At 57.1% G+C, this 12,303-nt stretch carries 13 protein-coding genes, 1 tRNA gene and 1 pseudogene; 7 read left to right on the plus strand and 8 right to left on the minus strand.

Annotated features, from left to right (window positions below; translation table 11 throughout):
* Positions 1–97: 97 nt before the first annotated feature.
* Positions 98–760 (minus strand): GntR family transcriptional regulator, encoded by a 663-nt coding sequence (locus P775_RS09360; RefSeq protein WP_099910750.1) that lies wholly within the window; start codon positions 758–760, stop codon positions 98–100.
* Positions 761–791: 31 nt separating this feature from the next.
* On the minus strand, positions 792–1,496 hold the full coding sequence (locus P775_RS09365; RefSeq protein WP_099910751.1) for a M48 family metallopeptidase: 705 nt from the start codon (positions 1,494–1,496) through the stop codon (positions 792–794).
* A gap of 133 nt (positions 1,497–1,629) precedes the next feature.
* Between P775_RS09365 and P775_RS09370 the strand changes: the two genes are divergently transcribed.
* The 4 genes and pseudogenes from P775_RS09370 (at position 1,630) to P775_RS09380 (ending at position 2,905) form a co-directional block, all read left to right on the plus strand.
* Positions 1,630–1,953 (plus strand): TIGR02300 family protein, encoded by a 324-nt coding sequence (locus P775_RS09370; protein WP_099910752.1) that lies wholly within the window; start codon positions 1,630–1,632, stop codon positions 1,951–1,953.
* Positions 1,954–2,051: 98 nt separating this feature from the next.
* A tRNA-Ala gene (locus tag P775_RS09375) sits at positions 2,052–2,127 on the plus strand.
* A gap of 133 nt (positions 2,128–2,260) precedes the next feature.
* Positions 2,261–2,383, plus strand: a pseudogene (locus P775_RS29795) (DUF6538 domain-containing protein); the annotation flags it as partial.
* Between the two features lie 66 nt (positions 2,384–2,449).
* Entirely contained in the window at positions 2,450–2,905 is a 456-nt protein-coding gene (locus tag P775_RS09380) for a substrate-binding domain-containing protein (RefSeq protein WP_281256068.1), read from the plus strand.
* Positions 2,906–3,158: 253 nt separating this feature from the next.
* On the opposite strand, the gene P775_RS09385 is transcribed toward P775_RS09380, so the two are convergent.
* The gene (locus P775_RS09385) at positions 3,159–3,485 is read right to left on the minus strand and encodes a hypothetical protein (RefSeq protein ID WP_099910753.1); all 327 of its coding nucleotides are present in this window, start codon (positions 3,483–3,485) and stop codon (positions 3,159–3,161) included.
* A gap of 60 nt (positions 3,486–3,545) precedes the next feature.
* Between P775_RS09385 and P775_RS09390 the strand changes: the two genes are divergently transcribed.
* A complete protein-coding gene (locus P775_RS09390; protein WP_099910867.1) occupies positions 3,546–4,463 on the plus strand; it encodes an IS5 family transposase in 918 nt (305 codons plus the stop codon).
* Positions 4,464–4,895: 432 nt separating this feature from the next.
* Here P775_RS09390 and htpG read toward each other — a convergent pair whose 3' ends face one another.
* The 4 genes from htpG to P775_RS09415 form a co-directional block, all read right to left on the minus strand.
* Complete coding sequence (gene htpG, locus P775_RS09395; RefSeq protein WP_099910754.1) at positions 4,896–6,755, minus strand: molecular chaperone HtpG; 1,860 nt, start codon at positions 6,753–6,755, stop codon at positions 4,896–4,898.
* Positions 6,756–7,217: 462 nt separating this feature from the next.
* A complete protein-coding gene (locus P775_RS09405; RefSeq protein WP_218967654.1) occupies positions 7,218–7,493 on the minus strand; it encodes a hypothetical protein in 276 nt (91 codons plus the stop codon).
* A gap of 362 nt (positions 7,494–7,855) precedes the next feature.
* Positions 7,856–8,545, minus strand: a complete 690-nt coding sequence (locus P775_RS09410; protein ID WP_143520854.1) for a VPLPA-CTERM sorting domain-containing protein — start codon at positions 8,543–8,545, stop codon at positions 7,856–7,858.
* Between the two features lie 66 nt (positions 8,546–8,611).
* Entirely contained in the window at positions 8,612–9,301 is a 690-nt protein-coding gene (locus P775_RS09415) for a TOTE conflict system archaeo-eukaryotic primase domain-containing protein (RefSeq protein WP_218967655.1), read from the minus strand.
* A 243-nt stretch (positions 9,302–9,544) separates the two neighbouring features.
* On the opposite strand from P775_RS09415, the gene P775_RS28020 reads away from it, so the two are divergent.
* Entirely contained in the window at positions 9,545–9,715 is a 171-nt protein-coding gene (locus P775_RS28020; protein ID WP_180287386.1) for an RSP_7527 family protein, read from the plus strand.
* A gap of 183 nt (positions 9,716–9,898) precedes the next feature.
* Entirely contained in the window at positions 9,899–10,129 is a 231-nt protein-coding gene (locus P775_RS09420; RefSeq protein ID WP_099910757.1) for a YjiS-like domain-containing protein, read from the plus strand.
* A gap of 359 nt (positions 10,130–10,488) precedes the next feature.
* Here P775_RS09420 and P775_RS09425 read toward each other — a convergent pair whose 3' ends face one another.
* Positions 10,489–12,300, minus strand: a complete 1,812-nt coding sequence (locus P775_RS09425) for a TniQ family protein (RefSeq protein WP_099910758.1) — start codon at positions 12,298–12,300, stop codon at positions 10,489–10,491.
* Positions 12,301–12,303 lie beyond the last annotated feature (3 nt).

Raw genomic sequence — 12,303 nt, forward strand, 5'->3', positions numbered from 1 at the left:
ATCATGCTGCTGTTGCGCGGAAAATCCACTCATCCCGGATGTTCAGTTTTCACAAACAACCACTAGCAGCCCAAAAAGCGCGGGCTCCGATCGCCTGTCAGGTGGTCAGCATCCGCAATCCCTGCGTCACGTCGGAGCGCACAGCCAACCGCAGCCCCGGCTCGTCCCCTGCTTTCAGCGCGGCGATGATCAACCTGTGATACTGCGGCGCCTCATTGCGGCGCATGCGGGTGTAGAGCGCGCGCATGGTCGGCCCCAGCTGCAGCCATACGGTTTCCGCCATGGCCAGCATCGCGGGCGCTTGCGCGCGAAGATAGAGGGTGCGGTGAAATTCTAGATTGGTGCGGATATATCCCACCGCGTCCCGGTTGGACACTGCATCCGAAATGGTGCTGTTGATCGCCTGCATTCGGTCGATCAGAGCGATATGGGCGCGTGGAAGGGCGCGGCTGGCAAGTTCAACCTCGATCAGGGACCGTAAGGCAGCCAGCTCCTCGATCCGCTCATTGCTCAGCTCGGGCGTCTGGACCCTGCCAGAATTGGACATCGACAGCGCCCCCTCGGCCACAAGCCGCTGCACCGCCTCGCGCGCCGGGGTCATCGAGACGTCAAAATCGCGCCCGATTCCGCGCAGGGTCAGCGATTCGCCCGGCCCCATCTGCCCCACCATAATTCGCGACCGCAGTCCACGATAGACACGGTCATGCGCCGACACCTTGGTATCGACAGATTTTTCCGGGGGGCGAAAGGGACTGAGCATGGCCAGACTGTGATCACAAGCGTGAGCACGGTCAATCCTCAAACCGATAGCGGTGTAGGCCTGCGCCATGCTCGCCAAGCCACTGCCTCGGTGCCTGCCAGTCCCCGTGAATGCGACTTACTGTCTCCCAGAAAGCACGCGAATGATTCATCTCGGCCAAGTGCGCGACCTCATGTGCGGCAACATAGGCCAGCACCTCGGGCGGGGCGAGCACCAGCCGCCACGAATACATCAGCCCCCCGGCCGCCGTGCAGGACCCCCAGCGCGATCGCGTGTCGCGCAGCGTCAGGCGCGTGTAATCCAGCCCAAGCTGCGCCGCGTAAAGATCGGATGCCACCGCAAGACGATCCCGTGCCAGCGCCTTGAGATGGCCGTTAAGTCGTGCAGCCACACGATCCGGCGGACCGGGCACATGCAGCTCTGATCCTGTTTCAGCCTGAAATGTCCTGACAATACGCCCTTCCCCGGGAAAGACGCGGTGCTCAACACCCTCTACAGGCAGGAGGACGCCGGGGGCAATTTTCACGCTGCTGACCTGATCCGCCAAGTGACGGCGCAGCCAGCTTTCCTTTTCCTGCAGAAAGGCCAGTGCTTGCGCCTGAGGCAATCGCTTGGGTAGGGTCAGCGTCACTCGCCCGTCCAACTGTGAAAGCCTCAAGGAAATCCTCCGCGCCCGCGCAGAGCGGCGCAGCAGCACAGGGATCGGGGGGTTGCCCCAGAGCGTGATATCACCCATATAAACGCCTCGGAGGTTCGGGGCCAAGAAGCCTTTGACACTGGCATACTGTTATGGCAGTTGGCCCGGATCGTCCACAGGACCAATCCCATTGGACCAAGCCCATTGGACCAAGCAACGAGAGGGACTTCCCATGCCCAAAGAAGAATGGGGCGTCAAACGCGTCTGCCCGACGACCGGCAAGCGGTTTTATGACCTGAACAAGACCCCGATCATCAGCCCCTACACGGGCGAAGTCGTGGAACTGGATCACGGCAAGCGTGGTCAGATCTCCGCGGATGCGGCAGATGGAGCATCGCGCAAATCCAAGGTCGAAGAAAAAGAAGACGTCGATGTGCTGGACGACGACGATGATGTCGATGTCGAGCTGGACGACGATGATGTTCTCGAAGATGAGGACGACGATGAGAACGTCTCGCTGGACGACATCAAGGATGTTGCGACCGACGACGACTGATGTCGTGAAATGAATCGGCGTCGGCCTGGATTTTCCTCTTGATCCCGGCCGCCGCTTTGCGTAATTGCTCGCACACCGCCGGAAACGGAAACTGGAATGGGGCCTTAGCTCAGCTGGGAGAGCGCCTGCATGGCATGCAGGAGGTCAGGGGTTCGATCCCCCTAGGCTCCACCATTCACCACAAAAGTCCTTTTAGGTCAGTAAGTTGGTGATTTTACATGGTAATTTTGGGGAACTGTCACGCTGAGGTGTTACAGTGAGTACCCTAGAAAGCATGTCAGGACATACCTGACCCTATCGCCGTGGCGCTGTTTATTATCACCGCGCCGCCGTGCCCAAGGACCTAGTCGCAAGCTATCAAAAATGCGACGAGACCTTCTCTCTGAAAACCAAGGATCACACTGAAGCTTTGCGCCGAGTGCGCATCTAAGCCGTGCGAGTGGACCAGCGGTTTGACGAACACAGGCGCTGGCTTGCTGCGCAAAACGCACCCGTCGTGGATCACTTGTCTGCAGATCAGTTGGCAACCATCAAACAAGCGTATCCTCTGTCACGGACCGTGATGCGGCCAGTCGTGGGCGCGGGACATCCGCTGGCCACGGTACGGCAGCCGGTTTCGACCCACGAACTCGAACCGCATGTACAGCTCGTGCTGTCCGACCCGGTGGATCCCGCAGGTCAGAACTATGGTCTGGCCAGCGCGCGGCTCTGGCGGTTCGCGGATCTGAACCGACGTTATGACTTCGTGTTGGCGGGATTTGGCTGGTGCCGGATGCCGGAGCATCTGTTTGCCGATGCGCTGGGTGACGGGCGACTCGTCGAACTGGTGATCCAGGACGACACGGCGCCGCGCGACGGTTTGACTATCTTTGCCGCTCACGCCCGCGATCGTGTGCTCGGACCTGGAGCTACCCATCTATTATCAGCTTTGCGAAAGCGGTTCGCGGCTTAGAGCAATATTTCCCTCTGGGAATGGGGCGTGAGGCTACGCCAAAACCCGCTAATTTTCGATGCCATCCTACGTAACGCACTTATCGCGTGTGCCGTCTATGTTGCCATCGACGTGGTTCAGTATAACCGCCCGTCTCACCTCTTGACGCCTGCGGTGGTGTCCAGTTTCACGGCGCGGGTGCTTCGATGCGGCTGATCTTAGGTTCGGCGATTTGCTCAGTAACGGACGTGAACAAAGCTTCGGGACTCATGCCTCACCTCGGATCACCCTTCGATGTGAGGACGTTGCCTGCGAGCATCCGCTTCGCCGACATCCCAAATCGCGGGTGAACCTGGCACAATCGCTCTATGCGTTTCGCCTGCTCTAAGTTGGAAGCGCCACCCTCCTCGCGCAGCTGCTGAGCGGCGAGCATGTGACTGAGCACGTCATCGATCCGGCGGATGCGCAAAGCCGCATTCTTTATGGCTAATTCGGAGCCCTGCCATTTTTGCAGGGCGTTGGGTGCAGCGCGTTTATATGTAACATTATGGAAGGTCTGAAAAACCTCCCCTTTTTGGCATGATCTGGTAAACTTGGGCATCCCCTCCAAGGAGCCTTTGAGGTGCCAAAGCAACCTGCATTTCCCGGCCTGCGCGACGCGATGAAGAAGAAGCAGACGCGGCGCGAGGTTTTCCTGTCCGAGATGGAGGCAGTTGTCCCTTGGGGTCTGTTGCTGGGGTTGATCACACCGCACTATCCGAAAGCCGGACCGAAGGGCGGGCGCCCACCGATGCCGATTGAGACCATGCTGCGCGTCTATTTCCTTCAGAATTGGTATGCCCTGAGCGATCCGATGGCGGAGGAGATGCTCTATGACAGCGAGGCTATGCGCCGCTTTGCCGGGATCGAGCTGGGCGACGACCGGATTCCGGATGAGACCACCATCCTCAACTTCCGCCACCTGCTGGAGCGGCACGGGTTGACCGAGGCGATCTTTGCGGAAGTGAATACGCATCTCGCCGACAAGGGCTTCACCCTGCGCTCGGGCACACTGGTGGATGCGACAATCATCGATGCGCCGTCGTCGACCAAGAACAAGGCGAAGGCGCGAGATCCCGAGATGTCGTCCACAAAGAAGGGCAACGACTGGTTCTTCGGCATGAAAGCCCACATCGGCGTCGACGCCGAGAGCGGCGTGATCCACAGCGTTGAGACCTCAACGGCCAAGGTGCACGACAGTCAGGTCTGGGATGCGCTGCTGCACGGCAACGAGACCTCTGTGTGGGCCGATAAGGGTTATGTCAGTGCGGAGCGCGCGGCCGCGTTCAGTGGCCCTGGCCAGTTCTGGGGCGTCATGCGCAAGGCCCCAAAGGGCGGCAAGCTGCATCCACTCGAGGAAAGCACCAACCGCATCATCGCCAAGGTAAGGGCCAGGGTCGAGCATCCCTTCCGTGTCATCAAATGCCAGTTTGGCCATGTGAAGACCCGCTACCGCGGCTTGGCCAAAAACCGGGCTCAGCTCTTCACGCTGTTTGCGCTCGGCAACCTGTTTCTGGCGCGACGAAAGCTGATGGCATGAGCACGAGTCTGCCCGGAAACGGGTGTCAGGCCGAAAGAGCGGCATTGAGAGCATGACTTAGACCGCTTCCGCCTCCGAAAGGCCCCCCCCAAAGCGCTCAGGCGGCAGCCTCGCGCAGCCGGGAACGTTGATCAGACCTTCCTTATCTTTTGATGTCGTGCAGGTGTCGGGCCCCTGAAAAGCTCGGAGCGCCCGACCGCTTCGTAAACCTCTGTAAATATGCACCTCTTCTCTCAGGGACCACCGCGTAATTGGGGGATCACACGACTTGCGGGCTCGTCTGCGATGCTTCGCAAAGGAGGTCGCTGATGCGATCAGAGAGGTGAAAGTTAAATGGGAACACGGCAAGCCTTTGACCTATTGCTTCCCCTCACATGAAGGCAAACGATTTGAACCTAAGGTGTTTTTTCTTTCGCGCGCACGAATTCCCGCTCACAAAGCCTGTGCCATCACCACGCCGAGGCGGCGCGCAAACTCGGACGGGTCCGCCAGGTCCTCTCCTTCCACGATGCGCGCCTGATCCAGAAGCAGGTGAGCTGCGTCCTTGAGCAATGCATCCGATCCCGCGTCACTGCCTTTCGCGCGCTCGGCAAGCTTGATAATCACTTGATGGGTCGGATTCAGTTCTAATACTCGCGGCATGCCCTGTTGCAACTGTCCGTGCCGTTTGAGCAGGCGTTCAAGATTGACGTCCATGTCCCCTTCATCAGCAATGAGACAGACGGGGCTGCCCGTCAGGCGCTTTGAGGGGCGTACGTCTTTGACAGCGTCACCAAGCTCGGCCTTGAAAACCATAATCAAGGCGTCGAGATCGGCTGCGTTTTCGTCTTTGTCAGTCTTGTCGTCTGCCGAAGAGATTCCGTCCAGATCCGCCGCTCCGCGTGTGATGGATTTGAGCGGTTTGCCGTTGAACTCCGTGACGTGTTGCAACCAAAATTCATCGACGTGGTCAGATAGCAGCAGCACTTCAACGCCCTTGGCCTTGAAGCCCTCAAGATGCGGTGATTGTGCCACTTTGGCGGCGTTTTCGCCCGCAATGTAGTAAATCGCCTCTTGGCCGTCTTTCATACGACCAACGTAGTCAGAAAGGCTGATGACATCGCTCCCTTGCGTCGACGCAAAGCGGCAGACCTCGAGAATCCGGTCGCGCAAACCTGCATCTTCGACCAACCCTTCTTTCAGAACTGCGCCGAAGTTCGCCCAGAACACGGCGTATTCCTCGGGCGCCTTGGTCGCCTTTTTCTTGAGCTCGCTCAGGACCTTCTTGGTGATCGAGGTTTTGATCTTGGCCAGCGTAGGGTCGGTCTGGAGCATCTCGCGCGAGACGTTCAACGACAGATCCTGCGAGTCGACGATACCACGCAGAAACCGCAGATACGCCGGGATCAGGTCTTTCGTCGTTTCAGAGATAAAAACGCGGTTTACGTAGAGCTTTACATGGCTCTTGCGCTCCCCATCAAACAGATCGAACGGCGGAGTTGACGGTATGAACAGCAGGCTGGTGTGGTTGACCGTGCCTTCGACACGGTTGTGCATGACGTGCCACGGTTCATCGAAGGCGTGCGACGTGTGGCGGTAGAACTCAGTGTACTGCTCTGCCGAAATATCCTTGGCCGGGCGCGTCCAGATCGCAGAAGCCGCGTTCAGAGTTTCCTCGCCCAGCTTGACCGGGAAGCTGATGTGTTCGGAGTAAGTCTTGATAATGTGACGGACCCGTGCGTCCTCGGCGAATTCCTTGGCATCCTTTTTCAGGTGCAGCGTCACGATCGTGCCGTTCGCGTCCCGCTCGGCAGGCTCGATGGAGAATTCACCCTTGCCGTCCGACGACCACAGCCAGCTTTTTTCTTCGCCAGCCTTGCGGGTCAGCACATCGACCCGGTCTGCGACCATGAAGGTGGAATAGAAGCCGACCCCGAACTGCCCGATCAAGCCGACGGTATCCTTCTTTTCGGCCTTGAGTGCTTCGATAAAAGCGCCCGTGCCGGATTTGGCGATGGTGCCAAGTGTCTCCAGCAGATCCGCATGGCTCATCCCGATGCCATTATCCGACACCGATAATGTCTTGGACTTTGTGTCGATTGCCAGCGTTATGGCCAGCGCATCCGCAGCTTGTGCCAGCGCGGGATTGGTCAGGGCGGCATAGCGCAGCTTGTCGCAAGCATCCGAGGCGTTCGATACAAGTTCGCGCAGGAAAACCTCGCGATTGGAGTAAAGGGAGCCTGCCACGATATCGAGCAGTTGACCGACCTCGGTCTGGAACGAAAAAGTCTCTTTCACGCTTGCGTCGCTCATCACTCAAGTCTCCGTTTTGCTTGCTCGCTTAAACTGCCAGAAGATAAGAAATTACCGCCAAGTTTCAAGCTGCTCGCGCCCACCACTAAGGTTGTGATAAGTGGCATCCGTCTATGGCGCCCGCGCCGTCCTCTGCGTCAAAGAAATTGCTCCGCAGAACAACCGCGGTTCCGTTCCGGTGCAGCACGATTGAATGGGCGCCGGAGCGGCGCCGCCAGTGCAGGCGACCGACCAGCCTGTAAAGTGCTTTGGAGTCCGGGCCGATCAGGACCTCGACCACGGATGTGGGCCGTGCGGTCCAAAGTCCGGTGCCCAAAATGATCTGATCCGGCCATTCTGCGCGCATTTGCGTGACGGAGAATTTGGATTTTAGAAATAGACGGTAAAATGGGTCTTTTTCGTGGATAATCGGGATGAATTACCCGGGTTGGGTTACTGAGCGGAGCCAATGGGATAAGCTATCTATTCCAAAATGTACCCAAGAGCGCGATATCCAGTTCGTCGTTTGGCGGCCATTCTGGAGAGAACTGGCACCGCACTGTCGACATAGTCGACCACCAGGACGTCCTTCTTTGCATCATGTTGCCGATGTAACCTCCCGACATATTGCGCCAGAGTGCCCTTCCAAGAGATCGGCATCGTCAAGAATAGAGTATCGAGGCGGGCGTCATCAAAACCTTCACCGATGTAGCGCCCTGTCGCGAGGATCAGGCGCTCCTCATGATCCTCAACGTTCATAGCCGCCGTGGCGACCTTTCGATCTTTAGCTGACATGCCCCCACGAAGCACGACCAGGTTCTTGGTAAATCTGGAAAACCTATTTTGCAGATATTCAAGTCGGCATCAGCCGCCTTTGAAGCGTCAACTCGACTCAAGAGACAACGGTTCGATGCCGCTGTCGCTTGATGGGAAATCCTCGTCCTTCAGGGCGGGGAAGATGTTAACCAAACGGCTTGATCGCTTCACAAATCGGCGGCAATCTCAACCTTTAAGCGCATTTATTCCTTCGGTAGAATATCGTTCACGCGCGTCGACTAATTCAGCGGCCTGTTAAAAGGCCACGGCCGCACGAGCGACCGTGGCCTTCAAGCCTCGCAATGTCAGACGACGCGGCGTGCCGTTGCCAGGCGGCGGCCTCGACGCGATCCGACAGCGCCGAGCCCAGCAAGGCCGGTCAGCAGCACGACTGCGCCAGCGGGAAGCGGGACAGCGGAGACCGGTGCAAGATTTGTGAAATTGTCCGCTGTTGCTGATCCATAGAACGCAAGCCCAACACCGGTACCGGCGAACATTGTGGAGAGAGTCTCGGTGAAGCTTTCGCCATTGAAGCCGGCCGTGACTGTGCCATCGCCATTTTGCGTCACGAAAAAGGTGCCGCTGGTTGCAGGGTTTGAAAGGAGTTTAAGGTATTCCCCGGACACGGCAGGCAAGCTCCCGACCACCGCGCGGTAAAAGAAAATCGAATCGAAGCCGCTGGACCCATTGTTGTTCTGGATCTTGACCATCAAGGTGTCGTCAGCCGAGGTGACACCCAACGCAATCCCGATAAAGGCCGTCCCGCTAGCGCTGGTCGAGACATCTACCGAATAGCTATTTCCGGTTGCGCCATTGAGGGTCGAGAGCGCAAAATTGGTCCCCGATACACTTGTCCCGTTGTGGGTCGTGCTGCCAAGGACATCGGTCCAGTTGGACTTGTTGGTGTCATTGAAATCATCGACAATGGTGGAGGCACTTACTGTGCCGCTCGCCAGGCCAGATACCAAGGCTGCAATCGCAAAAAAACGTAACATATCCAAATCCCCAAAAAAATAAGACTCTAACAACATAACGCTGCGGTTGAATGTGCTACAATACGGTCAATTGTAGCGATACAATTTTGACTCACAAAATCCCCACCTGCACTGACGAATAAGTAGCATGGCATTGCCAAATTGTCTGTCTGGCCTAGCACTCCTTTGGCAGAATTTTGCTGATCTGATAATCTCCGGATTCACGGGAGGCGATGCCTTGTCGAAATCCGCCGCCAAAAACCAGCAGGTATCACCGGGCAGCAAAGGGTAAACACCAGCTACAAAATCTCCATTTCGGCCATCGTCGCCGCGCAGGTGTTTTTCGATGATGGATTCATCAGGTGGAATGAATTTCTGATGACCACATTCACCGCATTTGACCTTTGGCTTTCCACAAATGCCTTTCACCCATTCGTTGGCGCAAGCTGGGGAGTACCCGGATCTACCGGTCTTCTTGTTTTCCCATCTTGTGGGAAATACGTCAGGTCGACCGGCGAAAAGACGGCGAAAAAGTTTTACTTTCTCGCGGGAAGTAGAGTTGTTCGTAATTGGGGCGATTCCGAAACCAGGTTGTTGTACCGATGACCTCTCCTTGGAGGCAAGTCGAACCTCGAGTGCCGCTATCTGACGCTGAAGTTCACGTCGTTCTGCTTCAAGACTGGCCAGACGTTGCCGGACCTGCGCCAAGTCTGCAGCTATTTCACTTTGGTCATTCAACCGAAGTACCCACCCATTACGCTCAGTTGGTTCCAGCATAGTCGGACGCTACGCTTCGTATATGCCTTCAACGAAAAATCGCATGTTTTCTAAGGTAAGGCAGCACCAAAGTAGATTTGAAGCTGACCTCTTTCTTTGATTTTCCCGGAAGCCATGACATCGACGACTTTAATAGACACTTCGCCATGCAGCCATAGCATACCGTCTATGGTTAGGGATTTGGCATTTGGCCCATATCTTCGTGTCAAGCAAAGACGCAAAGTCAACACGAAAGACCGAACCATGAATACGCAATCACAATTCGAGACACCCACCCGGGTCGAAGTTCAAAAGATCATCCAGCAGGCGCACCGGATGCGCAGCGAATATCTTGCCACGTCGATCAAGGCCGGATTGTCTAACTGTCACGCGAGATTCAGTCGCAAGAAATCTGTAGGCGGCGCAACGGCCTGACCACTGCGGTCTGCGCCTGCAGATGCCATAATCACTGCCTGTCCGGGACAAGATCGCTCTCAGACTTGGTCCACACTGAGGGTCAAGTGGCGAACAGCAAGCCAATCCAGAACAGACCAGTCGCCATCATTCGCAATACGCGGTGGATCCAATTCCACAATTTGAAACGAAAGACCTAAGACCATGACACTTCAGAACATTCTCACCGTACATCCCTTCGAAGGGCTCCACAATACGATCCAACAGTTTAGGGCCGACCATGCAGAGCGGCGCAGGGCAAGAGCAGTCTACGACCGGACATGGCGCGAGCTTTCGGCAATGTCCGACCCGGAACGGGCGGATATCGGTATCCACAGCTCCGACATTCCCCGGATCGCGTCCGAAGCCGCTACCATGAGCCGCAAGACATCGTAGCTCTGAGACGGTTACTGCAGCTGCCAAGCTGCAACGCACATGGCAGTTGCCCGCCCGACCTGCTTATCACATCGTTCTAACAATACGCCCTCGCTGAACGTCCACTACGAAAAATGCTGCGCCGAGTCGCTGCGTGTCCGCTCACCGCCATCGCTACCGGTGGTGCCACGTCAACGCTGTAAAGATTTCTCAACATCGCGCTTGGGCGTCACCGGGACTGCTCCTCATTTAGATCTCCTGCGCATTTAGTATTGGGTGGGAGATAGTGTAGCTTCGGTCAGCCTACACAAGTCAGCACTCATAACAAGTTGGGCATGCACTAGGCTTCCAAGTTCAGGTAACGAGGCCCGAAAAAGGTGTCAGAGTTTCAAAATCGCCGCGCGCTCATACACCCGCGCATCACCTCCCGAAATTGCCGAGCCAAGCCCCGCGGCCTTGATCCGCATCATCATTGCCATCGGCGATACACCGAGGTGTTGGGCGGCTGTCTTCGGCGTTTGAAACTTCTCGAGGAATGCCTCGAGTTCGTCATAAGTGACGAGTTCGGCGGCGGCTCGCAGTCCGTTGCGACGTCGCCGCTCCGATGGGAGTAATCCAGCAGAAACAACTTGTCGAATTTCGCGGCTGCTTAGCGCCAGGCGTTGCCGCACCTCCTCCAACGTCATGTCGGAACGCTCTTGGCGACGTATCGCGGCGAGCAGCTCTTTATGGCTAATTCGGAGCCCCGACAGCCCGATCGCAGTTCGGTCAATATAGGAACCGGGCAGCTCACCCGCCTCGAGAAAGCAAAGGATTTGCCCCGCCGGACACCGCAAGACGAATGTGGCATGCGAAAGGCTGATCATGTCGTGGCGGACAGCATGGCAGGAGTGAAATGTCGCCTGAGCTTCCATTCCCTTGAGAAGATCATCCAGCACATCAATACTGAAACGCGGCTTCTTGAATGCCTTTGTCGCAATGCACGTGACCACCCTTTCTGACACAAGACCGTCGAACATGGTGATCCCGATGCCCAGAAATTTTGCGCTCTGCTCCGCCCCGAAGCTCGTCGCCAGTGTTGTTATATGCGCGGTGCATGCCCTGAGAAGTGATCTGACATTGAAACCGTCGGGAATACGCCCATCCGGTAAAAAGCCGTCGAGGATCAACGCACGCCCTACCCACTTTCTGGAGCGGTCGGTTGTCTCTGCAAGCTTCTTGATGCAGGCATCCACCTGCACTTGGGACGGGGCATAATGATGTCTGGACAACAGGCAGTAGTCGCCTTGATCCTTGATAAGGCCCAGCATGATGTCCCGAAACGCTTGCCGCTCGTCCCGCATTGAGGCCTGAAGCGCCCAGCCGTGGAACCAGGTCTTACTGAGCCTTGTCGAATGACGTCCGAGCGCTTGGTCGACCTCATCTAGCAGTTTCCCGTGGCCCACACGCGTGATCGAGAATCCCAGCTCAGTGAGCTCGCGCCGCCTTGCAGGTGGAGACGCATTGGGTCGTAAGGTGCCTTCGGCGATAAAGGCGCCCAGCCCCAGGCACCATCGCTCCAAGGTGTCGATCTGGATATCACCCAACCAGTCGATCATCAGCGTGTCAGCTTCAAGTCTCAGAAGAGCCGCGCGTTCGAAGTCCGACAGCGCTTGCCGTTGTACCCGTTCCTCCAATCGATGTAACCATCCACCCGACAGTTCGGCGCGCAGGACATGATCATAGCAGGTCGTGTAATCTGCGTAAGGCAGCTCAATCAGCGCTGTTTCGTGGTGGCTGCAACAGGGCATGAAACGTGGCAGCCATTGCCATCGGATCGCACAGCCGTCCGCTTGGCTACCCGTCGACGACAGATCCTCCAGCCAGCAGTTGGGGCAAATGGACAGATCGTGTTTGCGGATGGACCGGGTCAGAAAACGCTGCCCATGCAGGTCAGTGTATTTCTCACTGACCTTGCGTGGACTGTGTAAGATCAGGTCTGAGCCAGACGAGCCGGTGAGCGCCGCCAGGGCTTTGAGATGCTGCGGGTCACCTGCACAGATAGCCGCTTTGCCAAGTCCCATTGCCGTGCAAAACTCGGCGGTAGACCGCGAAGCATTTGCCGAAGCGTTTCGGGACAAGGTCGAGAATGCCGGCTCGCCCACCGTGGCAGCCAAGGCGATCGGGAGCGCAGAGATCGCTTGAGTTTCCATGTG

This window comes from Puniceibacterium antarcticum (assembly GCF_002760615.1).
Lineage (GTDB): Bacteria > Pseudomonadota > Alphaproteobacteria > Rhodobacterales > Rhodobacteraceae > Puniceibacterium > Puniceibacterium antarcticum.

Excerpts from the sequence above, each read along its gene's own strand:
- P775_RS09360 (WP_099910750.1), bottom strand. The coding sequence starts at position 760 with ATGCTCAGTCCCTTTCGCCCCCCGGAAAAATCTGTCGATACCAAGGTG.
- P775_RS09420 (WP_099910757.1), top strand. The coding sequence starts at position 9,899 with ATGACACTTCAGAACATTCTCACCGTACATCCCTTCGAAGGGCTCCAC.
- P775_RS09410 (WP_143520854.1), bottom strand. The coding sequence starts at position 8,545 with ATGTTACGTTTTTTTGCGATTGCAGCCTTGGTATCTGGCCTGGCGAGC.
- P775_RS09370 (WP_099910752.1), top strand. The coding sequence starts at position 1,630 with ATGCCCAAAGAAGAATGGGGCGTCAAACGCGTCTGCCCGACGACCGGC.
- P775_RS09405 (WP_218967654.1), bottom strand. The coding sequence starts at position 7,493 with ATGAACGTTGAGGATCATGAGGAGCGCCTGATCCTCGCGACAGGGCGC.
- P775_RS09390 (WP_099910867.1), top strand. The coding sequence starts at position 3,546 with ATGAAGAAGAAGCAGACGCGGCGCGAGGTTTTCCTGTCCGAGATGGAG.
- P775_RS09425 (WP_099910758.1), bottom strand. The coding sequence starts at position 12,300 with ATGGAAACTCAAGCGATCTCTGCGCTCCCGATCGCCTTGGCTGCCACG.
- P775_RS09365 (WP_099910751.1), bottom strand. The coding sequence starts at position 1,496 with ATGGGTGATATCACGCTCTGGGGCAACCCCCCGATCCCTGTGCTGCTG.
- htpG (WP_099910754.1), bottom strand. The coding sequence starts at position 6,755 with ATGAGCGACGCAAGCGTGAAAGAGACTTTTTCGTTCCAGACCGAGGTC.
- P775_RS28020 (WP_180287386.1), top strand. The coding sequence starts at position 9,545 with ATGAATACGCAATCACAATTCGAGACACCCACCCGGGTCGAAGTTCAA.
- P775_RS09385 (WP_099910753.1), bottom strand. The coding sequence starts at position 3,485 with ATGCCCAAGTTTACCAGATCATGCCAAAAAGGGGAGGTTTTTCAGACC.
- P775_RS09415 (WP_218967655.1), bottom strand. The coding sequence starts at position 9,301 with ATGCTGGAACCAACTGAGCGTAATGGGTGGGTACTTCGGTTGAATGAC.